The following is a 21,218-nucleotide window of genomic DNA, read 5'->3' as shown; positions in this document are numbered from 1 at the left end:
GAAATTACTAAAGAAGTGATTGGTAAGTTAGAAGAGCGTAGATTTAGTTATAGAAGAAAAGCAGGCCTAAGTAAATCTTCTCTTAAGGTGGAAAAAGATTAGAGAAGCTTTTTTCTTAGATGAATTGAAAAAGAAAATACGAATAAAACTAATTAGCCAAGGAGTACAAGGAAAGGCTGCAGATGAAATTGTTGAATTAATTACTAATGAAGAAAAGAGTAAAGAAAAAAGTGTAGAAAACATTAGTCGTGCGATAGCTATTTATCAAGGGCAGGCCACATTGGGTAAAATTATCACCGTTGTAATGCATGAGGGGCGAAGGCCATTAAACTACTTCCGTAATGAAGTGCCGCGTATTAGTAGGTTTCAACAAAAATTACAGCAAACTGGAAATAAAAAGAATATTGATGAAATTGTCGATATTGCTAAAGGTGTTGAATTAAATGCAGCTGTACTCTCTGATCTGTTTAAACGATTAGATCCTTTAGCATCAGGTAGAAGGGTTTCTCCTCAAGAGTTAAGAATAAAAAAAGAAATTCAGGGGTGTTTTGATGTGTTTCGCCAAGATATGAAGGATAATCAAATTCAGTATGAAATAAATGGAAACTCTGATTTAATTTTTAACTTGGCAGCAGGATATTCAAGCTATTTTTACTAATTTGATTGACAATAGCATATTTTGGCTGAAAGAAAAATCCTCATTAAACAATAGAAGAATTCTGGTGGATATAATATCAGAAAATAATAAATTGAGCTATGTTGATTTTCGCGATACCGGCCCTGGAATAGAAGCAAGTCTGATTGAGGATGGATCGATTTTCGAACCTCAATTTAGTACAAAGCCAACAGGAATGGGGATTGGGTTAGCTATTGCTGGAGAGGCGGCTGAGCGAAGCGGCTTGAAATTGGCTGCACTTCAGTCTGACACAGGGGCTTATTTTCGATTGCAGGTAGAGAATAAATAATGAATAATATCAAATTACTTTTAGTTGAAGATTCTAGAGAAGATATAAAAATTTGTCAAAACGCAGTTGATGACTTTAATAACGATAATACCGAATTCAAAGTTTGCTTAGAAGTTTGTAAAACAGTCGAAGAAGCTGAAGAAAAATTGAAGCAATCAGACTTTGATGGAGTTATTGTTGATATGAAACTTACCAGCTCAGAGCCAGATGATGGAAATAAGGTTATTCAAAAAATCAAGAATAGCCTTAGACGTATCCCTGTTGTAATTATGACTGGAACACCTTATTTTGCTGAACAAGATGATTTTCCCTTAATTAAAAGATACATAAAAGGAGAGCATTCATATTCTGAAATTATCGAAAAATTTCGGTGCATTTATTGTACGGGATTGACAAGAATTCTAGGTGGCAAAGGTACAATTGAAGAGAAGCTTGCTACCATATTTATTCGAAATCTTCTACCGAGACTTGATAGTTGGATTAAATATGCAGAATATGATCCCACAAGAACAGAAAAAGCATTGCTGAGACACACACTTAATCATCTTATCCAGTATTTAGATAATGATATTAATCGTTGCTATCCTGAGGAAATGTATATATCTCCTCCAGTTAATGATAGAATTAATACGGGCAGTATTCTCAAAAAAAAGGAGTCTGACGAATATTTTATTGTAATGAATCCAGCCTGTGATTTAGCTGAACGAGAAAATGGTCGATGTAATACTGATCGTGCTCTTTTAGTTGAGATACAACCTTTACAAGAGATTACAAAAAAGAAAAAAAACATAGAAATTCATAAGAATAAAACATTTTATTACCACTTTTTGCCAGAAACTGACTTTTACCTAGGTGGAGTAATAAATTTTCGGAGAGTTTCTACATTTACTGAGGATGATATTAAGAATCTTTTTGATAGTCCTCAAATACAGATATCTCCTCCTTTCTTAAAAGATATTATTTCAAGATTTTCTTCCTACTATGCTAGACAGGGGCAGCCTGATATTGATATAGCCCCTCAGAAACACTTATAAGACTTTATTAAAAATAAAATCGACTGGGAGATATAGGGCAATGCGAAAACTGAGTAAATTTTTCTAAACCTTAAATTAGGATGTCACACATATGCTAGCGGGGCTTTAGAAAATTTTATCGATATTAATGCAATTATTTCTGCAGAGGCTGTAAAGAAACAAGAGCATGATAAACATATGTTGCCATTTCAAACCGAAGCAATTTTGATTATACCATATTGATTTTAAATAATAAATGGTGCGACCAAGTGGACTCGAACCACCGACCCCCACCATGTCAAGGTGGTGCTCTAACCAACTGAGCTATGGTCGCATTGGAAAGTGCGATTATAATAGCGATTTTTGTGCCCTTGGACAAGGGGTTTGTTGGGGAAATCGTGTATTTGTTAAGCACTTGAAATAAAAAACGGCAGGAGTGCCTGCCGTTGATGGGAAAGTGCGGTTGACCGCACTTTGATTATTGTTGTGTGGCTTGAATTGCGGTCAGTGCCACGGTGTAGACGATGTCGTCAACCAGTGCGCCACGAGAGAGGTCGTTGACTGGTTTGCGCATGCCTTGCAACATTGGGCCGATGGAGATGAGGTCGGCTGAGCGTTGTACCGCTTTGTAGGTGGTGTTGCCGGTGTTCAAATCTGGGAAGATGAACACGGTGGCTTTACCTGCCACTGGGGAGTTTGGTGCTTTGGAGCGGGCCACGTCTTCCATCACGGCAGCGTCGTATTGCAATGGGCCGTCGATCACGAGATCTGGGCGTTTTTCTTTCGCCAAGCGAGTCGCTTCACGCACTTTTTCAACATCAGAGCCTTGGCCTGATGTGCCAGTGGAGTAGGAGATCATCGCCACTTTTGGATCGATGCCGAAGGCTTTGGCAGAATCGGCGGATTGAATCGCGATTTCTGAAAGCTGTTCAGCTGTTGGGTCTGGGTTGATGGCGCAGTCACCGTAAACCAGCACTTGGTCTGGCAGCAGCATAAAGAAGATGGATGATACCAATGAGCTGCCTGGCGCGGTTTTGATGATTTGCAACGGTGGGCGAATGGTGTTCGCGGTGGTGTGCACAGCGCCTGACACCAAGCCGTCCACTTCGCCTGCTTCGAGCATCATGGTGCCGAGCACCACGTTGTCTTGCAGTTGTTCTTCAGCCACCACTTCGGTCATGCCTTTGTTTTTACGCAGTTCAACCAAGCGTGGCACGTAGTTTTGGCGCACCATTTTCGGGTCGATGATGGTGATGCCTTTGCCTAATTGCACGCCTTGGGATTCCGCCACGCGTTCCACTTCGGCTGGGTCTGCCAGCAAGACACACTCGGCAATGCCGCGCTCAGCACACAGCACAGCGGCTTTCACGGTGCGTGGCTCGTCGCCTTCAGGCAACACGATGCGTTTTTTCGCATTGCGCGCCAGTTCGGTTAATTGATAACGGAACGCCGGCGGTGAGAGGCGGCGCAGGCGTGATGAGCCGCCGATTAAGCCGTCGATAAATTGTGGGTTGAACTGTTCACTGGTGAACAATTTGATAGTTTCAATGCGTTCGGCATCGTCGGCGGGCACTTCAAGGTTGAAGCTTTGCAGGTTCAATGAGGTTTGCCAGGTGTTGCCTTCCACGCGAATAACCGGCAGGCCAGTTTCAAAGGCTTGTTGGCACAATTTGCTGATTTGAGAATCAATTTTGTAGCCACCGGTGAGCACCAGTGCGCCGATTTTGACACCGTTCATCGCAGCCAAGCAGGCGGCCACCAGCACGTCTGGGCGGTCGGCGGAGGTCACCAACAAGCTGCCCGCGCGGAAGTGCTCAAGCATATTTGGCAGGCTGCGCGCGCAGAAGGTGATGCCGTGGATGCGGCGGGTTTTGATTTCGCCTTCATAGATGATGTGCGCATCAAGGTGTTTGGCAATATCAATCGCACGGGTGGCGATTAGCTCAGCATTCCATGGAATGCAAGCCAGCAATGTCAATGGGCTCTTAGTGAACAGGTGGCGGATTTCATTGCTGGAATTTTCACGCTCTTTAAACGCTTCAAAAATTTCGCTCAAATCCGGGCGAGTGCGGCCGCTTTCGTCCACTGGCGCATTGAATTTGTTGACCACCACGCCCAGCATATTCGGGTTAGAACGGCCACCAAAGTCGCTGGCAGTCGCTTCTAAGCGCTCGATTAATTGACTAGGGCTGTCGGTGCCTGGCGCGGCAACAAGGATGATTTCAGCATCCAGCGCTTGGCTGATGTCGTAGTTGATGCCGGCGGCATAGGCGCTTTTAGAGGTTGGAATCAAGCCTTCCACAATCACAATTTCGTTTTTAGTGCTCAATTGTTGATGTTGCGCAACGATTTTTTCAAGCAACACATCGGCTTGGTTTTGCCCAATCAAGGATTCCGCTTGGCTAAGCATGATTGGCTCGCCAGTGTCGATGGCGGTGCTTGAGCGCAAAATCGCGGTGGTGCGGTCAATTTTGTCTTCACCACTGCTTGGTTGAGAGATCGGTTTCATAAACGCCGTTTTGGCGCCTTTTTGTTGCAACGCGTGCACAAGGCCGAGGCTCACGCTGGTCAAGCCAACGCCAGCACTGACGGGGATTAAAATAATAGTACGTGACATAATCTAAACCTTTCGTTTAAATGAAAACTGCCGACAACAGTCGGCAGCGTGGGATTATTTTGCCGCTAAACGGGCAGTGTCTTGCGCAATCACAAGCTCTTCATTGGTTGGGATCACCATCGCCAATGGGGAGTCATCAGTTGTGATTTTGCCAGCATTGCCAAAGCGAGCAGCCAGGTTGCGTTCTTCGTCGAGTTTGTAACCAAAGAGTTTCAAGTGGCCTAGAGTCAACTCGCGCACGTGGGCGGAGTTTTCACCAATGCCGCCGGTGAAGATAATCGCGTCTAAACGCTCGCCGATGATTGCCATGTAGCCACCGATGTATTTCGCCAAACGGTAGCAGTAAACTTCCAACGCGCGGCGGGCGGGTTCTTCGGTTTCAAAGTTGTCTTCGGCGTAGCGGCAGTCGCTGGTGACTTCAGTCAAGCCCAACAAGCCAGATTCTTTGGTTAAGCATTTTTCGATTTGCTCCATGCTGTAACCGAGATTGTTGTAGAGATAGAACACGATAGCCGGGTCAATGTCGCCTGAGCGGGTGCCCATCACAATCCCTTCAAGTGGGGTCAACCCCATGGAGGTGTCGATACATTCCCCGTGGCGAATGGCAGACACAGAGCCACCGTTGCCCAGGTGGCAGGTGATCACATTGAGTTTGTCGACAGGGATATCAAGCTCTTTGGCGGCTTCACGGCTGACATAATAGTGGCTGGTGCCGTGCGCGCCGTAGCGGCGGATGGCGTTTTCTTTATACAGTTTGTATGGCAACGCGTAGAGGAAGGCCTCTTGCGGCATAGTTTGGTGGAATGCGGTGTCGAACACCACCACGTTTTTGTCTTTCAATTCAGGGAAGGCTTTGAAAGCTTCTTCGATACCGATTAAGTGCGCCGGGTTGTGCAATGGCGCAAATTGAATCGCATCACGGATGCCTTCGATAACGTCGTCGTTGACCAACACAGAAGAGGTGAATTTTTCACCGCCGTGTACGATACGGTGGCCAATGGCTACGATGTTGTCTTTCAGTTCAGGCTCTTTGGCGAGAATTTCGTTCACGATAAATGCCAAGGCTTCGCTGTGGGCGGCACCCGCGCCGAGGTCGGCATTGCCTTTTTCACCGTGTAATTTCCATTTAATTCGAGCGTCTGGCAAGTGGAATGCTTCAGCAAGACCAGATAGCTTTTCATCACCATTTTCAGGGTTAAGGATGGCAAATTTGAGAGATGAGCTGCCACAGTTGAGCACCAGAATGAGTTTTTCAGACATATCGATACCTATGTTGATTGATTAAGTGAAGGCGCCATTGCGCCATAAAAATAACTGCAATAGAATACACCTTTGTTGGCATAAAATAAATTATAACGCAGGATAAATGCAGGAAAAATTGATTTTTTTCAATTTTTTGAAACGCAAGACCAAAAAATGAGTTTATTACAAACCTATCGACAAGGCCGTCGCTATCTCAACACCTGGGTGTTGCATCCCAAACTTGGCATGATCTTCCCTGAAAATCGTGTGATTCGCGCCATTCGCTTTGGTGAAAAGGCCACGCCAGCCATTGCGGTGCTGGCGATAGTGTGGCAGCGGTTAACCTTGCCGCACAGCCAAATGGCGCTGGCGGCGGCGATTGTCACCGCACTTTTTGCTTTGAGTTTGCCACTGCAAGGTGTTTTTTGGCTCGGCAGGCGTGCGCAAACGCCACTCAATGCGCGCTCGCAAGTGGCTTATCAACAGATTTGCGCCGCCTTAAAAGCCAAAGGCGTGGCTGTCAACGAGGTGGACAAACCGCACTTTTACGACCTCGCCTGCGTGCTCGCCCAGGCCAAGCAGCATCTCGATGACGCCTTTTGGGACGAGTTATAAAAGCCAAAGTGCGGTCAGCCAAGCGCGTGGGTTAATGCTCAAGCGCTTTAAAGCGGCGATTGTGATAAACCAAGGCATCACCGTGCTCGGCAATGGTGATGTCATCAAGTTCAATAAAAAACACGCTGTGGGTGCCCACTTTGTGGGTGTGAGTTACGCGACCTTGCAACACGGCCAGCGCATTTTTCAAAATCGGCACATCGTGGCGGCCAGTGCCCCACACATCCCAACTTAGCCGCTCCGCCATAGTGCTGCCGGCCATGCAGGCAAAGTGCAGCGCAAGTTCTTCATGCTCTGGCTGGAGGAGGTTGATGGCCACATGGCCGTTTTCGGCAATCACATCATGCAAGTCACTGCCTTGGTTGATGCACACTAGCACGGTGGCGGGCGTGTCGGTCACCGACGCCATGGAAGACACGGTCAGCCCCGCGCTGCCAGCCTGCCCGTGGGAGGTTAAAATGCTCACCGCCGAGGCCACATTGGCCATGGCGTCACGAAAAAGAAATGGATCTAACACGCGTTGTCCTTTTGGTTGAAATAAGGTGATTTTAGCAAGAAACGAATGCGCTGCCCAGCCTAGTTGGCAGGGCAAAGTGCGGTTTTTATCTGTTTTTCAATCTCTTTCAAGCCCGCCAAGCGCGTGGCGCTGAGATTATCACTAATACCGCACTTTGCCAGCGTGGCGTGGATATCCAGCGCTTCAGGCGTATTTTTCAAGGCCGCCAGCTGGCTGAGCAAGATCACAAACAAGCCATTGATGATGCGTGATTGGCTGTATAACCGGACTTTATCGTTCTCAAGGGCAAAAAAGATCGGCACTTCACAGCCGCCGAGTTGGCGCATTTGTCCAAGTTCGGCCTCACTGGGCGCGGGCAAAGTTTTGCCGAGCAAAATTAACGCACGGTAGCGCGCTTGCCAGTCGGGCAGGGCGGTGAATTGATTAATCAGGGTGTTGATGTCGGTCATGTTAACAAATCCAGTGATTGCGAAAGTGCGGTCAAAAAGCGCGCGAGATCGTCGTCATTATTATAAGGCGCGAAAGACACCCGCAGCAGGCTTTGCTCGCCAAGGGCATCGAGATAAGGCTGCGCACAGTGGGCGCCCGTGCGCAGGGCGATGCCGTGCTCTTGCAGCAGCATGGCGATGTCAACACTGGCAATGCCATCAAAAACAAAAGAGAACAAACTGGCCGCTGGCGTTGCACTGTAACAGTGACAGCCTGGGAGTTGCAAAAGTGCGCTCTGGCAGTGCTGTGCTAATGTGACAGCGTCACGATTAAGGGCGTCGAAATCCCACTCAGCCAGCCATTCCAACACGCGGCCAAAGCCGATCACCGCCGCCACATTGGGCGTGCCTGCCTCCAGGCGCTGGGGCAGTGGAGCAAGGCTGACCGCACTTTCACTCACGCGTTCAACCATTTTGCCGCCATAAAAGAGCGGTTGCAGCGCCTCGAGTGCTTCCATTCGCCCTGCCAACACACCAAGGCCAGTGGGGCCGTAGAGCTTGTGGGCGGAGAAAGCATAAAAATCGGCGCCAAGTTGTTGCATATCAATGCGCTGGTGCACAATCGCTTGGGCGCAATCGAGCAAAATCAAGGCATTGGGCGCGTGGCGGCGAATGAGTGGAATAAGCGTGGCGACATCTTGCACTTGGCCGGTGATATTCGATTGCACATTCAGCGCCACCAGTTTGGTATTGGCGTCAAGCTGATTTAAAAGTGCGGTCGGCGTGATCGTAAATTGCGCATCAAAGGCCACCACACGAAGGCTCGCACCGCACTTTTTAGTTAACATCAGCCACGGGACAAAATTGGCGTGGTGCTCGGCGGTGGTGGTGACGATGTTATCCGTCTTGCTTAAAGTATTTGCAAGGCTATGCGCCACCAGATTAATGCTCGCGGTAGCACCCGATGTCCACACCACGCACTCGGCAGCGGGCGCATTGAGCCACTGCGCCATAAGCTGGCGGGCGTGCTCAAAGGCTTCAGTTGTGCGCGCTTGTTGCAGCCCGCGGTGGACGCTGCCGGCCTCGGCATAAAAGGCGCAGGTGGCATCAAGCAGCACCTGCGGCTTGAGCGCACTGGCGGCACTGTCGAGATACACACCGGCATTCGGCGTGTTGAAATAAGGAAAAGCGGCGCGAAAATCGCGGCATGGTGCTGTCATGGCTGCCTTTTGTGTTGTTTGCGAAAATAATACGGATCTTGGCTGCGCGCATCTTGCCACAGCCCGCGTTTGGCCGCGCGGGCTTGCTGCTCGGCGGCTTTGTATTGCGCATTATCACTGTAATGATAAACCCACGCAAGCCCTAGTTCGAGCATCTTGAGGTTGACATCTTGCTGGCCTTGGGCGTCATACACGCGGCTGAGCAGGCGGTGGTAGCGATCGCGGCCAGTGGTATGCAAGGTGACAATGCGCTTTTCAATCAGCTCACGCAAGGCGCGGCGGGAGACGTGATAAAACGGCTGGGCGCGCTCGGGGCTGTCGATATCAAGCAAGCGCACGCGTTGCTCTTGGCCTTGGGCAAACTGGCAGATAAAAGTATCGCCATCAATCACATAACGGGCATAACACTGCTGCACCACCACCTGGCGAGTGACTTTATGGGGCTTGGCCACACTGGCCGCGCTCAGCAAGCAAAGTGCGGTCGCCAGCCCAAAAAACCTGAAAAAAGTAGGGGATTTATTGCATTGAAAAGGTGACATTGCTCACAAAAAAAGAGTAAAATTGCCTGATATTTAAAAAAGACTTTAACGCGATTTACATTCTCATACAACCTATGCAACAGAAAATTTTTCACCTATTGCGCGCCCTTGTGATCTTATATGTGGTGCTGTATATAGGGATTTTTATTGAACATTTAATTCCCATCGGGGTGCCGGGCAGCATTTGGGGGCTGCTGATCTTGTTCTTTTGTTTAACCACGCAAGTGGTGAAAGTGCAGTGGATTTCACTCGGCGCTTCACTTTTGGTGCGCTACATGGCGATGCTGTTTGTGCCAGTGAGTGTCGGCATCATCAAATACAGCGACGTGCTGCTCAACAACGCCAAGCAATTGCTCATTCCTAATTTTGTCTCCACCGTGCTGACCATGGTGGTGATTGGCTTTATGGGGGATTATTTATATAACCGCCATTCCATCAAATCGTTGCGGCGCAAAGCCAGCAAACGGCGTGGAGGGCAGGCGTGATGTGGCAATCGTTACTCAATCAAACCGCACTTTGGCTCTATTCTGGGCTAACCATTGTGGTGTTTGTCGTCGCGGTGTGGATCAGCAAGCGCTGGCGCTCGATTATTTTCAACTCCTTTGTGCTCACCATTTTAATGCTGGTGGCGATTTTGTTGCTGTTTGACATCCCTTACGACAGCTATATGCAAGGCAATGCGCCGCTCAATAATTTGCTGGGGCCAGCGATTGTGGCGCTGGCGCTGCCGCTCTATGAGCAGCTGCGCCAAATCAGCAGCCGCTGGAAGAGCATTTTGCTGATCACCACCACCGCCTCGGTGTTTGCGATGTTCACCGGTGCCGCATTGGCGGTGTTGCTTGGCGCCAATCAAGAGATTATGGCCACTTTGTTGCCAAAATCCATCAGCACGCCCATTGCCATGGCGGTGGCTGAAACCATCGGCGGCGTGCCATCTGTGACGGCGGTGAGCGTGGTGCTCGCTGGCCTGCAAGGCTCGATTTTTGGCTATATTTTGCTGAAAAAACTCAAACTCAAGCACCCCGAGGCCATTGGCCTGTCTATCGGCGCCGCCTCCCACGCCTTGGGCACGGCGCGCACGCTAGAGCTGGATAAACAAGCGGGCATTTACAGCTCGATTGCGCTGGTGCTGTGTGGGATTATCACCTCTATTTTAGCCCCACTGGTGTTCAAACTGGTGTTACTCTTGTTTTAAAAATACTGTTTATTTATACAGTATTTTTGCTATAATGCGTCATCGGTAACAACATTGGGTGAGATGGTGCAAAAGATAATCCATATTGATATGGACTGCTTTTTTGCCGCGGTGGAAATGCGCGAAAACCCACGCCTGCGCGGCAAGCCCGTGGCGGTGGGTGGCTCGCCGCAGCGCCGCGGGGTGCTGAGCACGTGCAATTATGAAGCGCGCCGCTTTGGGCTGCACAGCGCGATGCCAAGCGCAACCGCACTTCGCAAATGCCCGCAGCTGATTTTGCTCAAAGGCAATATGGCGCTTTATCGCGAGGTATCTGAGCAAATTCACCGCATCTTCCGCCGTTATACTGACCTTGTTGAGCCGCTCTCGCTCGATGAGGCCTATCTTGATGTTAGCCAGTGCCGCGCGTTTAACGGCTCCGCCACTTGGATTGCCCAGGCCATCCGCCAAGCGATTTTTAAAGAAACGCAACTCACCGCCTCCGCCGGTGTGGCGCCGCTGAAATTTTTAGCCAAAATCGCCTCGGATATGAACAAACCCAACGGGCAGTTTGTGATCCGCCCTGAAGATGTTGATGATTTTATCCCACGTTTGCCGCTGGGCAAAATCCCAGGGGTGGGCAAAATCACCGCGCAAAAGCTCAGCCAAATGGGGCTGGAAACCTGCGCCGATGTGCGCGCGATGGAGCAGCATATTTTGTTTGACACCTTTGGCAAGCTCGGGCGGCGGATTTGGCAGTTCAGCCACGGGGAAGACCCGCGCGGCGTGCAATCACAACGCATTCGCAAATCCCTAGGGGTGGAAACCACACTCTGGCGCGACATCGACACCCTCGAGCAGGCAAGTGATGTGCTCGATGGCTTGTTTGACAAACTCATCGCGCGCATGCAAGCGCACTTTCCAGGGCGGGTGTTAAGCGAGTTTCACCACCTCGGCGTCAAGCTCAAGTTCAATGATTTTCAAATCACCACGCTGGAAAACCGCACTTTGACACTCACCAAAGCCAATTTTGCGCAGCTCCTCGCCCAAATTTGGCTGCGCCGCAAAGGCCGGCGCGTGCGCTTGATTGGGTTGCAGGTGACAATTGCCCCCGAGCGGCAATTTGAGCAGCTGAGTTTGTGGCCATAACAGGTTATTTTTTTCAACAACTGCGCTATACTAACACCACATTGATTGACTTTAGGTAGCCTTATGACGATGCAAATTTATTTAAACGACAAACCCGCTGATGAACAGTGGGGCAAGGGTGCGCTGCTGAGCTTTAATAACAAAGGAGCGCAAATTCATTTCAACGGTGAGAATCACGCCATCCAAACTGCCGCACGCCGCTTGCGTAGCCAAGGCATTAACGAGGTTGAGCTGGCGGGCACAGCGTGGGATTTGCCACGCTGCTGGGCGTTTTATCAAGGGTTTTACACCGCCAAGCAAGATTTCGGCATTGAGTTTCCACACCTTGACGACGAGCAGCAACAACAGCTCTTCCGCCAAATTGAATGTGGCGATTTTGTGCGCGAAATCATCAACTTGCCTGCGGAAGTGATCACCCCTGAAGTGCTTGCCCAACGCGCAGCAGATTTTATTTTGCAACAAGCCGAAACGGTTGAAATGCAAAGTGCGGTCAGCTATCACATCACCAGCCAACAAGCGCTGGCTGATAAAGGCTACGTTGGTATTTTGACCGTGGGTCGCGGCTCGCAACACAGCGGCGCAATGCTGGAGCTGGATTTCAACCCGACAGGAGAGAAAAGCGCGCCAGTGATGGCAAGTTTGGTGGGCAAAGGCATCACTTTTGACTCGGGCGGTTATAGCCTCAAGCCAAGCAGCTCAATGGATTCGATGCGTTCTGACATGGGCGGCGCCGCGCTGCTCACAGGCGCTTTGGGCTTGGCGATTAGCTGCGGCTTGAACCAGCGCGTGAAACTCTATTTGTGCTGCGCCGAGAACATGGTCAGCGCCCAGGCGTTCAAACTCGGTGACATTATTGAATATCGCAACGGCGTGACAGTGGAAGTGCTCAACACCGACGCTGAAGGCCGGCTGGTGCTTGCCGATGGCTTGATTAACGCCAGCGCCGACAAACCGCACTTTATCATTGATTGCGCCACACTCACCGGTGCAGCCAAAGTGGCGGTGGGCAATGATTACCACAGCGTGTTGTCCATGGACGACAAACTGGTGAAAGCCTTGTTCAAAGCCGCCGAGCAAGAGCAAGAGCGCTTTTGGCGCTTGCCGTTTGAGCCATTCCACCGCGGGCAAATCAAATCCCAATTTGCTGACATCTGCAACACCGCCACGGTGCCGGCGGGCACAGGCGCAGGAGCGAGCACGGCCACCGCGTTTTTATCCTATTTTGTTGAAAAATACCCAAAACGCTGGCTGCACATTGACTGTTCCGCCACCTTTAGAAAATCCGCCAACGGCCAATGGGCCACGGGCGCCACAGGCATTGGCGTGAACACCTTGGCCAACTTGCTGCTCTCACAGGCGGACAAATAACGCAAAGTGCGGTTTGCAACCCAAGCCAGGCCTTGCCTGGCTTTTTGTTGGGCGCAAGATCGCCTGATGGGCGCAGATGGTGTATACTATGCGCGTTTATTTTTAAGGTTGAAAAGGTGTTTTAATGTATGCACTTGAAATAGAAGGGCTGAAAAAGACGTACCCTAACGGCTTCACCGCCCTGCACGGGATTGATTTGCGCGTGCAAGAAGGGGATTTTTATGCCTTGTTGGGCCACAACGGCGCGGGCAAATCCACCACCATTGGCATTATCAGTTCATTGGTGACCAAAAGTGCGGGCAGCGTGCGGGTGTTTGGCTATGACCTCGACAGCCAACTCACCGAGTTGAAAAAGCAAATCGGCGTGGTGCCGCAGGAGTTTAACTTCAATAATTTTGAAACCGCGATGAATATTTTGATCAACCAAGCGGGCTACTACGGCGTTCCGCGCAAAGAGGCGATTAAACGCGCGGATAAATGGCTGAAAATGCTCGATTTGTGGGACAAGCGGGATCAAAAATCCATGCGTCTTTCAGGCGGCATGAAGCGGCGGCTGATGATTGCCCGCGCGCTGATGCACAACCCGCGCTTGCTGATTTTAGACGAGCCCACCGCCGGCGTGGACATTGAGCTGCGCCGCTCGATGTGGCATTTTTTGCGTGAAATCAACCAGCACGGCACCACCATTATTCTCACCACCCACTATTTGGAAGAGGCCGAAATGCTGTGCCGCCACATCGGCATTATCCAACACGGGCGGCTGGTGGTCGACACCACCATGAAAGCGCTGTTAAGCCGGCTGGAATCCGAAACCTTTGTGCTCGATTTAGCGCAAAGTGCGGTCAAGCCGCAAATTGAGGGCTATGTTTCCCGCTTGGTTGACGACAACACGCTCGAGGTGGACGTCTCTCGCCGCCAAGGGCTCAATGCCTTGTTTGCGCAACTCAGCGCACAAAATATTGATGTGCTGAGCATGCGCAACAAAACCAACCGCTTAGAAGAGCTGTTTATCCGCATGGCACTCACGCAAAAAAGCACACAAGGAGAATAATATGTCGTTGTCACGCGTGGCGTTTTTCACCATTTTACACAAAGAAATTCACCGTTTTATGCGCATTTGGGTGCAAACGTTGGTGCCGCCGGTGATCACCATGACGCTCTATTTTGTGATTTTCGGCCAACTGATTGGCTCACGCATTGGCGAGATGGGCGGGTATAGCTACATTCAATTTATTGTGCCGGGGCTGATTATGATGTCGGTCATCACCAACTCGTTTGCCAATGTGGCCTCGTCGTTTTACAGCACTAAATTTGCCCGCAACGTTGAAGAGCTTCTAGTCTCGCCCACCTCCACTCATGTGATTATTCTCGGCTATGTCTGCGGCGGCATGACCCGCGGCATCATCGTGGGCACCTTGGTGACCATGGTGTCGCTCTTTTTTGTGCCGCTGCACGTGCATTCTTGGTGGGTGATTTTAGCCATTTTGCTGATGACCAGCGCCACCTTTGCCTTAGGCGGGCTGATCAACGCGGTGTTTGCCCGCTCGTTTGATGATATTTCCATCATCCCGACCTTTGTGTTAACGCCGTTGACCTACCTCGGCGGGGTGTTTTATTCCATCACGCTGCTGCCGGCGTTTTGGCAAGGCGTGTCAAAGCTCAATCCGATTGTGTATATGATCAACGGCTTTCGTTTTGGCTTTTTGGGGGGTGAGCGACATTGCACTGTACCGCACTTTTATCGTGCTGGCGCTGTTTATTGTGGCGTTGTATGGATTTGTGTATTATTTAATCAATAAAGGCATCGGCCTTCGCAATTAACAAACAAAAAGTGCGGTCACCGCACTTTTTTTGCATGTGAGGTAATTATGTTTGATGATGAAAACCGACCCGACCCGCAAGCGTTGTTGCAAAAAATTCAACGTGAAACCGAGCAAGACACCAGCCAAGGCAAGCTGAAAATCTTCTTCGGCTTTGCCGCCGGTGTGGGCAAAACGTTTGCAATGCTCAAAGCCGCGCACAAGGCCAAAGAAGAAGGGCGCGATGTGGTGGTGGGCTATGTTGAGCGCCACACCCGGCCGGATACACTAGCGCTGCTTGAAGGGCTTGAAATTTTGCCCACCAAAGAATTGGAATACAAAAATATTGCGCTGAGTGAATTTGACCTCGACGGCGCGCTGGCGCGCAAGCCAGAGCTGATTTTGGTCGATGAGCTGGCGCACAGCAACGCGCAGGGCAGTCGCCACCTGAAGCGCTACCAAGACATTAAAGAGCTGTTAAACCACGGCATTGATGTATACACCACCGTCAACGTGCAGCACTTGGAATCGCTCTATGACCAAGTGGCGTCGATCACCAAAGTGTCGGTGTCAGAGCGGGTGCCCGATGACATTTTCAACATGGCCTCGCAAGTCGAACTGGTCGACATCGAGCCGAGTGATTTGATCAAGCGCTTGCAAGAGGGCAAGATTTACCAAAAAGTGCAAGCCTCACGCGCGCTGGATAACTTCTTCAACCTTGATAACCTCGCCGCACTGCGGGAAATTGCCCTGCGCCGCTGTGCCGACAGGCTCAATCAACATTCAATCAAGCAAGGCAAGGCTGCAGGCAGCTTGGCGGGCGAGCATATTTTGATTTGCTTGTCGGATTTACCATCGAACGCCAAAGTGATCCGCTCCGCGGCACGCATGGCCGAGGCGTTTCACTGCGGCTTTACCGCACTTTTGCTTGAAAACAGCCGCACGGAGGCCATGAGCGAGCCCGAGCGTAAACGGCTGCGTGGCAATTTGCACCTTGCCGAGCAACTCGGCGCGCGCGTGAACACCATTTATGGCGAAGACCCAGCCGAGCAGATTGCGGAATACGCCAAATCCAGTGGTGTGACCAAAATTGTGCTAGGGCGCTCAACCTATCAAAAACGCGGCTGGTTTGGCCGGCAAAAAGCGCTGGCTGATCGCCTGCCGCCGCTGCTGGAAAATATTGATATTTACGTCATCCCAGATAATCAACCCGTGGACAAAGGGCGCAAGGCGCTGTTTAAACGCAACAAAAAGGCCTTTTCGTTCAACATGGGGGATTTCATCAAAATGCTGCTGATCACCGCCATTGCCACCGCGGTGGGCATTTTGTTTGACGCCAATGGCCTGCGTGAAGCCAATGTGGTGATTGTCTATTTGGTGGGGGTGTTGATCACCTCCATTGTAACCCAAGGTGTGTTTTATGGCGTGCTGTGCTCGGTGTTCAGTGTGGTGCTGTTTAACTACTTTTTCACCGACCCGCGCTTTACGCTGATGGTCAATGACCCAGAATACATCATCACTTTTGCGATTATGATTATCGCCAGTATGATTGCCAGCACGCTCACCACCAAGGTGCAAGAGCAGGCCAACCAAGCGGCGCAGCGGGCGTATTACATTGAGCTGTTGCTCAACGCCAGCCAGCATTTGCAGCAGGGCAATAATGAAAAAGAAATTTTGAGCATTGCCGCCAAGCTGTTAAGCCAGTTGCTGAATCGCTCGATTGTGTACGCCCAAACAGAGGCCAGCGGGCAGGGCACGCTGCATTTTCAAGGTGTGAACATTGAGCAAGACGAGGACAGTGAAGATGCGGTGGTCAACATGACGATTGAAGAGCGCACCGTGGCCAAATGGGTTGCCAAGAACAACAAACAAGCCGGTGCCAGCACCAAAACCTTGGCGCACGTGAATAATCTTTACCTCGCGGTGCGCAGTATGGACACCGTGATGGGCGTGGTCGGTATTCCAATTGGTGACAAACCGCTGTCGTTTTTCGAAAAAAATCTCGTGGTCGCGTTGCTAAACGAATGTGGATTGGTGCTTGAACGCCGGCGTTTGAGCATTGAAAACACCCGCATTGCGTTTGAAAATCACCTGCCAAAATCCAAACCGCACTTTTTCTCCTCGATGAAAAATCGCGTTAATCGCATCTTCCACAAAAATTAATCGCGCAAATGGCTCTGCACTGGCAGGGCCATTTTTTTGCACTGCGTCACAAAAAATTTCTCAAAGTGCGGTTTGTTTGCCTAAAATTTGTGCATTTTGATTATTTTGAAACCGCTATATCGTTTACGAAATAATGAAATTTTGCGCTTAAAATACGCTAAAAATCACTAAAAGTGCGTTAAATCGTAAAAATCACAAAACTTAACTATTTGGGTTGTTTTTTTATTTTAAAGGAGTACTATCGCCGATGTTGAATTTTTAACGGAGAAAAAACAAACAGTAAAACAGTAAAAATTGAGTATTTCATAGACAAAATCATGATATGACCTCCACACCATGGAGGCTATTTTTTTTAAGGGCAGAATCAATTTCTCAATCAAACCAGGAGGTGAAATATGCTCGATGTCGCAATGTTAATTGCAATGGTTTTAGGTTATGGACTAATTTTCGTTCTCATAGCGTGGTGTCAAAGCCAACTTAATGCGAAAGAATAGAGAGAGGTAAATATGTGGATACTTGGAATAATGATTGTTTTACTGGTGCTATATCTGTTTTACGCGCTGGTGCATCCCGAACAGTTTTAACCTATTTTAGGAGATTCGTATGTTTCAGCTGAGTTTAACATTTATCATCTTTTTGCTGATTGTAATCCCGATGGGGCATTACTTAGCCAATATTGCACAAGGCAACAAAACCGTGTTTGACCCTGTGTTTAACCCAATTGATAACCTGCTTTACAAAATCATCGGTGTGCGTTACGACAGCGCCATGAACTGGAAGCAATACGCCGTTGCGCTGGTGCTAACCAATGCGGTGATGGTGCTGATTGGGTATCTCGTGTTGCGCGGACAAAGCATTTCGCTGTTCAATCCAAATGGGATTGACGGCATGGAATCGTCTTTGGCGTTTAACACCATCATCAGCTTTATGACCAACACCAACTTGCAGCACTACAGCGGTGAGTCTGGCTTGTCTTATCTGTCACAAATGATTGTCATCTGCTTTATGATGTTTGTCTCCGCCGCCAGTGGTTATGCTGCGTGCATGGCGTTTATCCGCGGCTTGGCCGGCAAAAGCAAAGACAACATGGGCAACTTTTATGTCGATTTAACCCGCGTGATCACCCGGGTGATGCTGCCATTGTCTGTCATCGGCTGCTTGTTGCTCGTTTGGCAAGGCGTGCCACAAAATATGGACGCCAATGTGGTGGTCAACACCCTTGAAGGCCACAAACAAGTGATTGCCATGGGGCCTGCTGCCGCGATTGAAATCATCAAACACATCGGCACCAACGGTGGTGGCTTTATCGGTGCAAACTCATCAACACCGATTGAAAACCCGAACATCATCACCAACCTCATTGAGCTTTACGCCATGATGATTTTGCCAGGCTCTTGTGTGATTGCCTTTGGTAAAATGGTGAAAGATCGCATGGCGAAAAACGCCGCCGCGCGGGGCATGAGTGTGCGCTTTTTTGGCCGTGAAGGCCGCAGCATCTTCTTGGCGATGAGCATTTTGTTCTTGTTGGCATTAGCGCTGTGCTACTGGGCTGAAAGCCAAGGCAACCCAATTTTGTCCAACATTGGCTTAAATCAAGCGATGGGCAGCATGGAAGGGAAAGAAGTGCGCTTTGGCATTGCTCAATCTGCAATGTTCTCAACCACCACCACCTCATTCACCACCGGAACTGTGAACAACATGCACGATACCTTAACCCCATTGGGCGGCATGGTGCCATTGTTGCAAATGATGCTCAACGTTGTCTTCGGCGGTAAAGGTGTGGGCTTGATGAACATGATTTTATACGCCATTTTGGCGGTGTTTATCTGTGGCTTGATGATCGGCCGTACGCCTGAATATTTAGGCAAAAAAATCGAAGGCCGTGAAATGAAGCTGACCGCACTTTGCATTATTGTGCACCCGTTGTTGATCCTCGCCTCATCAGCGCTTGCTGTTGCGACACAAGGTGGGCTTGAGGGCATTACCAACCCAGGCTTCCATGGCCTGTCACAAGTGTTGTATGAATACAGCTCATCTGCCGCCAATAACGGCTCAGGCTTTGAAGGCTTAAGCGATGACTCGCTCTTTTGGAACGTGTCCACCGGCTTTGTGATGCTCTTTGGTCGCTACATCTCCATTGCATTGCAGCTGGCGATTGCAGGCTCAATCATGAAAAAAGCCTTTGTGAATGAATCCACAGGCACATTACACACAGACACTATCTCTTTTGCCATTATTCTCGTGTTTGTTGTTTATGTTTTTGCAGCCTTAACTTTCTTCCCAGTGCTTGCACTTGGGCCGATTGCAGAACATTTAACAATTTGGGGATAATTAGGGGGAGAACATGAGTAAGAAAAAACAAAATCAAAAACTGATTACACCAGAGATTTTACGCCAAGCAATTGTGGGGGCGTTTACCAAACTCAACCCGCTTTATATGATGAAAAATCCGGTGATGTTTGTCGTTGAAATCGGCTTTTTCATCACTGTGGTGTTGTCGATTTATCCGGCCATTTTTGGCGATGAAAGCTCAAGCAATGCCCGCATTTACAATATTATCGTAGCGGTTATTTTGTTTGTGACCATTTTGTTTGCCAACTTTGCCGAATCCGTAGCAGAAGGCCGGGGTAAAGCCCAAGCCGCCAGCTTGAAGAAAACCCAAAAAGAAACCCAAGCGCGCCTGTTGGCCAGCGATGGCAGTGAAACTGTGGTCTCTTCAAGTGAGCTTAAACGTGGCGATATCGTGATGGTTTCTGCCGGTGAAGTCATCCCAAGTGATGGGGAAGTCATCGAAGGGATTGCCTCTGTTGATGAATCCGCCATCACTGGGGAATCCGCCCCTGTGGTGCGTGAGTCGGGCGGTGATTTCTGCTCGGTCACCGGCGGGACAACCGTGGTGTCTGACTGGCTGAAAATCCAAATTACAGCCGACCCAGGTAACAGCTTTTTAGATCGCATGATCTCATTGGTGGAGGGTGCATCACGCAAGAAAACCCCAAATGAAATTGCGCTCAATACGCTGTTGGTGTCACTGACCATTATCTTTATGATTGTGATCATCACGCTCTACCCAATCAGTATCTATTCTGGCGTGCAATTGCCTATTTCGACCCTGATTGCCCTGGCGGTGTGTTTGATTCCAACCACCATCGGTGGCTTGCTCTCTGCCATCGGGATTGCTGGTATGGACCGCGTGACACGCTTTAATGTGATTGCCATGTCTGGTAAAGCGGTGGAAGCCTGTGGTGACGTGGACACCATGATTTTGGATAAAACCGGCACCATCACCTTTGGTAACCGGATGGCGGCCGAGTTTTACCCTGTCGGCAACGCCAGCAAAGAAGATTTGATCCGCTGCGCGGTGTTAACCTGTTACAAAGACCAAACCCCAGAGGGTAAATCAACACTCGAGTTGGCTCGCAATATGGGTGACAACACCCCAGAGCAAACTGATGCCGAGTTTATTGAATTTACCGCACAAACTCGTATGAGTGGGGTGAATTTGGCCGACGGCACCGCCATTCGCAAAGGGGCGAGTGATGCCATTCGCAACTATGTGTTGGAAAAAGGCGGCGAAATTCCAGCCGATTTAGAAGACACCGTCAGCGAAGTCTCTGGCCTCGGTGGTACACCACTCACCGTGTGTGAAAACAACCGTATTTTAGGGGTGATTTACCTCAAAGATACCGTGAAACCTGGCATGGTTGAGCGTTTTGAACGCCTTCGCGCGATTGGTATCAAAACCATTATGTGTACCGGCGACAACCCGCTGACCGCGGCTACCATCGCCAAAGAAGCTGGCGTGGACGGTTTTGTGGCCGAATGTAAGCCAGAAGACAAAATTGATGTGATCAAAAAAGAGCAGTCTGAAGGTAAAATTGTCGCCATGACAGGGGACGGCACCAACGACGCCCCAGCGCTGGCGCAAGCGAATGTTGGCCTGGCCATGAACAGTGGTACCACTGCCGCGAAAGAAGCCGCCAACATGGTTGACCTGGATTCAGACCCAACTAAAATTTTGGAAGTGGTTGAAATCGGTAAACAGCTTTTGATCACCCGCGGTAGCTTGACCACATTCTCTATCGCTAATGATATCGCGAAATATTTCGCCATCATTCCAGCGATGTTTATGTTGGCCATTCCGCAAATGCAAGTGCTCAACATTATGAACCTAGCAACGCCTGCAAGTGCGATTTTATCTGCGTTGATTTTTAATGCGATTATCATCCCGTGCTTGATTCCATTGGCCATGCGTGGCGTGAAATACCGCCCAATGTCCTCTGGCAAGTTGTTAGCCCGCAATATGATGATCTACGGTCTTGGCGGTGTTGTGGTGCCATTTATCGGCATTAAACTCATCGACATCATCATTGCGCCGTTATTGCAAGCATTAGGTTTTTAAGGAGAGA

Annotated in this window: 19 protein-coding genes, 1 tRNA gene and 1 pseudogene; 14 read left to right on the top strand and 7 right to left on the bottom strand. The window is 49.5% G+C overall.

All coding sequences use genetic code 11. The annotated features are described in order from the left end of the window. Positions 1 to 124: 124 nt before the first annotated feature. The 3 genes from HPC37_RS05450 to HPC37_RS05440 are packed head-to-tail and all read left to right on the top strand — an operon-like array spanning position 125 to position 1,999. Entirely contained in the window at positions 125 to 658 is a 534-nt protein-coding gene (locus tag HPC37_RS05450; protein ID WP_208122166.1) for a hypothetical protein, read from the top strand. Between the two features lies 1 nt (position 659). Further along, positions 660 to 965, top strand: a complete 306-nt coding sequence (locus HPC37_RS05445; protein WP_235961449.1) for an ATP-binding protein — start codon at positions 660 to 662, stop codon at positions 963 to 965. Beyond that, a complete protein-coding gene (locus HPC37_RS05440) occupies positions 965 to 1,999 on the top strand; it encodes a response regulator (RefSeq protein WP_235961447.1) in 1,035 nt (344 codons plus the stop codon). The genes HPC37_RS05445 and HPC37_RS05440 overlap by 1 nt, the downstream gene beginning before the upstream one ends. A 236-nt stretch (positions 2,000 to 2,235) precedes the next feature. Here HPC37_RS05440 and HPC37_RS05435 read toward each other — a convergent pair. From HPC37_RS05435 to HPC37_RS05425, 3 genes are all read right to left on the bottom strand, one after another. Further along, positions 2,236 to 2,312: transfer RNA gene (locus tag HPC37_RS05435), tRNA-Val, on the bottom strand. 144 nt (positions 2,313 to 2,456) lie between these two features. Beyond that, the gene (gene pta, locus HPC37_RS05430) at positions 2,457 to 4,595 is read right to left on the bottom strand and encodes a phosphate acetyltransferase (protein ID WP_208122165.1); all 2,139 of its coding nucleotides are present in this window, start codon (positions 4,593 to 4,595) and stop codon (positions 2,457 to 2,459) included. A gap of 54 nt (positions 4,596 to 4,649) precedes the next feature. Beyond that, positions 4,650 to 5,855 carry an acetate kinase gene (locus HPC37_RS05425; protein WP_208122164.1) on the bottom strand — a complete coding sequence of 402 codons (1,206 nt, stop codon included), beginning with the start codon at positions 5,853 to 5,855 and terminating at the stop codon, positions 4,650 to 4,652. A gap of 156 nt (positions 5,856 to 6,011) precedes the next feature. Between HPC37_RS05425 and yfbV the strand changes: the two genes are divergently transcribed. Next, positions 6,012 to 6,452, top strand: coding sequence for a terminus macrodomain insulation protein YfbV (gene yfbV / locus HPC37_RS05420; RefSeq protein WP_208122163.1), 441 nt, complete (start codon positions 6,012 to 6,014; stop codon positions 6,450 to 6,452). Positions 6,453 to 6,483: 31 nt separating this feature from the next. Here the strand turns inward: yfbV and HPC37_RS05415 are convergent, their stop codons facing one another. From HPC37_RS05415 to HPC37_RS05400, 4 genes are all read right to left on the bottom strand, one after another. Continuing rightward, the gene (locus tag HPC37_RS05415; protein WP_208122170.1) at positions 6,484 to 6,939 is read right to left on the bottom strand and encodes a flavin reductase; all 456 of its coding nucleotides are present in this window, start codon (positions 6,937 to 6,939) and stop codon (positions 6,484 to 6,486) included. An 89-nt stretch (positions 6,940 to 7,028) separates the two neighbouring features. Next, positions 7,029 to 7,418 (bottom strand): SufE family protein, encoded by a 390-nt coding sequence (locus HPC37_RS05410; RefSeq protein ID WP_208122162.1) that lies wholly within the window; start codon positions 7,416 to 7,418, stop codon positions 7,029 to 7,031. Next, a complete protein-coding gene (locus HPC37_RS05405) occupies positions 7,415 to 8,617 on the bottom strand; it encodes an aminotransferase class V-fold PLP-dependent enzyme (RefSeq protein WP_208122161.1) in 1,203 nt (400 codons plus the stop codon). Before HPC37_RS05405 ends, HPC37_RS05410 begins: the two co-directional genes overlap by 4 nt. Further along, positions 8,614 to 9,156, bottom strand: a complete 543-nt coding sequence (locus HPC37_RS05400) for a thermonuclease family protein (protein ID WP_208122160.1) — start codon at positions 9,154 to 9,156, stop codon at positions 8,614 to 8,616. Before HPC37_RS05400 ends, HPC37_RS05405 begins: the two co-directional genes overlap by 4 nt. A gap of 74 nt (positions 9,157 to 9,230) precedes the next feature. Here HPC37_RS05400 and HPC37_RS05395 point away from each other — a divergent pair, with 74 nt between their 5' ends. The 10 genes and pseudogenes from HPC37_RS05395 to kdpB all read left to right on the top strand — a co-directional run bounded on the left by HPC37_RS05395 (position 9,231) and on the right by kdpB (position 21,211). After that, positions 9,231 to 9,641, top strand: coding sequence for a CidA/LrgA family protein (locus HPC37_RS05395; RefSeq protein WP_208122159.1), 411 nt, complete (start codon positions 9,231 to 9,233; stop codon positions 9,639 to 9,641). After that, a complete protein-coding gene (locus HPC37_RS05390; RefSeq protein WP_208122158.1) occupies positions 9,641 to 10,351 on the top strand; it encodes a CidB/LrgB family autolysis modulator in 711 nt (236 codons plus the stop codon). Before HPC37_RS05395 ends, HPC37_RS05390 begins: the two co-directional genes overlap by 1 nt. A gap of 63 nt (positions 10,352 to 10,414) precedes the next feature. Beyond that, positions 10,415 to 11,479 (top strand): DNA polymerase IV, encoded by a 1,065-nt coding sequence (gene dinB, locus HPC37_RS05385; protein WP_208122157.1) that lies wholly within the window; start codon positions 10,415 to 10,417, stop codon positions 11,477 to 11,479. Between the two features lie 69 nt (positions 11,480 to 11,548). Beyond that, entirely contained in the window at positions 11,549 to 12,847 is a 1,299-nt protein-coding gene (gene pepB / locus HPC37_RS05380; RefSeq protein WP_486669396.1) for an aminopeptidase PepB, read from the top strand. 124 nt (positions 12,848 to 12,971) lie between these two features. After that, the gene (locus HPC37_RS05375; RefSeq protein WP_208122155.1) at positions 12,972 to 13,898 is read left to right on the top strand and encodes an ABC transporter ATP-binding protein; all 927 of its coding nucleotides are present in this window, start codon (positions 12,972 to 12,974) and stop codon (positions 13,896 to 13,898) included. A gap of 1 nt (position 13,899) precedes the next feature. Then, positions 13,900 to 14,668: pseudogene (locus tag HPC37_RS05370) on the top strand (ABC transporter permease). 47 nt (positions 14,669 to 14,715) lie between these two features. Beyond that, on the top strand, positions 14,716 to 16,809 hold the full coding sequence (locus HPC37_RS05365) for a DUF4118 domain-containing protein (RefSeq protein WP_208122154.1): 2,094 nt from the start codon (positions 14,716 to 14,718) through the stop codon (positions 16,807 to 16,809). A 506-nt stretch (positions 16,810 to 17,315) separates the two neighbouring features. Further along, entirely contained in the window at positions 17,316 to 17,393 is a 78-nt protein-coding gene (kdpF, locus tag HPC37_RS11260) for a K(+)-transporting ATPase subunit F (protein WP_208120623.1), read from the top strand. Between the two features lie 19 nt (positions 17,394 to 17,412). After that, complete coding sequence (gene kdpA / locus HPC37_RS05355) at positions 17,413 to 19,140, top strand: potassium-transporting ATPase subunit KdpA (RefSeq protein WP_208122153.1); 1,728 nt, start codon at positions 17,413 to 17,415, stop codon at positions 19,138 to 19,140. Positions 19,141 to 19,153: 13 nt separating this feature from the next. Then, the gene (kdpB, locus tag HPC37_RS05350) at positions 19,154 to 21,211 is read left to right on the top strand and encodes a potassium-transporting ATPase subunit KdpB (protein ID WP_235961445.1); all 2,058 of its coding nucleotides are present in this window, start codon (positions 19,154 to 19,156) and stop codon (positions 21,209 to 21,211) included. The last annotated feature ends 7 nt before the right edge of the window (positions 21,212 to 21,218 follow it).

This window comes from Spirabiliibacterium mucosae (assembly GCF_014884965.1).
Taxonomy (GTDB): Bacteria; Pseudomonadota; Gammaproteobacteria; order Enterobacterales; family Pasteurellaceae; genus Spirabiliibacterium; species Spirabiliibacterium mucosae.
The sequence above is the reverse complement of the archived record's forward strand: the minus strand, read 5'-3'. Positions and strand labels throughout refer to the sequence as shown.

Bases quoted from the DNA above. Each gene is read 5' to 3' on its own strand.
- kdpB (WP_235961445.1), top strand. From the start codon at position 19,154: ATGAGTAAGAAAAAACAAAATCAAAAACTGATTACACCAGAGATTTTA.
- HPC37_RS05405 (WP_208122161.1), bottom strand. From the start codon at position 8,617: ATGACAGCACCATGCCGCGATTTTCGCGCCGCTTTTCCTTATTTCAAC.
- pepB (WP_486669396.1), top strand. From the start codon at position 11,549: ATGCAAATTTATTTAAACGACAAACCCGCTGATGAACAGTGGGGCAAG.
- HPC37_RS05375 (WP_208122155.1), top strand. From the start codon at position 12,972: ATGTATGCACTTGAAATAGAAGGGCTGAAAAAGACGTACCCTAACGGC.
- kdpA (WP_208122153.1), top strand. From the start codon at position 17,413: ATGTTTCAGCTGAGTTTAACATTTATCATCTTTTTGCTGATTGTAATC.
- HPC37_RS05400 (WP_208122160.1), bottom strand. From the start codon at position 9,156: ATGTCACCTTTTCAATGCAATAAATCCCCTACTTTTTTCAGGTTTTTT.
- HPC37_RS05365 (WP_208122154.1), top strand. From the start codon at position 14,716: ATGTTTGATGATGAAAACCGACCCGACCCGCAAGCGTTGTTGCAAAAA.
- kdpF (WP_208120623.1), top strand. From the start codon at position 17,316: ATGTGGATACTTGGAATAATGATTGTTTTACTGGTGCTATATCTGTTT.
- dinB (WP_208122157.1), top strand. From the start codon at position 10,415: ATGGTGCAAAAGATAATCCATATTGATATGGACTGCTTTTTTGCCGCG.
- HPC37_RS05390 (WP_208122158.1), top strand. From the start codon at position 9,641: ATGTGGCAATCGTTACTCAATCAAACCGCACTTTGGCTCTATTCTGGG.
- HPC37_RS05395 (WP_208122159.1), top strand. From the start codon at position 9,231: ATGCAACAGAAAATTTTTCACCTATTGCGCGCCCTTGTGATCTTATAT.
- HPC37_RS05415 (WP_208122170.1), bottom strand. From the start codon at position 6,939: ATGGCCAATGTGGCCTCGGCGGTGAGCATTTTAACCTCCCACGGGCAG.
- HPC37_RS05410 (WP_208122162.1), bottom strand. From the start codon at position 7,418: ATGACCGACATCAACACCCTGATTAATCAATTCACCGCCCTGCCCGAC.
- yfbV (WP_208122163.1), top strand. From the start codon at position 6,012: ATGAGTTTATTACAAACCTATCGACAAGGCCGTCGCTATCTCAACACC.
- HPC37_RS05425 (WP_208122164.1), bottom strand. From the start codon at position 5,855: ATGTCTGAAAAACTCATTCTGGTGCTCAACTGTGGCAGCTCATCTCTC.
- HPC37_RS05440 (WP_235961447.1), top strand. From the start codon at position 965: ATGAATAATATCAAATTACTTTTAGTTGAAGATTCTAGAGAAGATATA.
- pta (WP_208122165.1), bottom strand. From the start codon at position 4,595: ATGTCACGTACTATTATTTTAATCCCCGTCAGTGCTGGCGTTGGCTTG.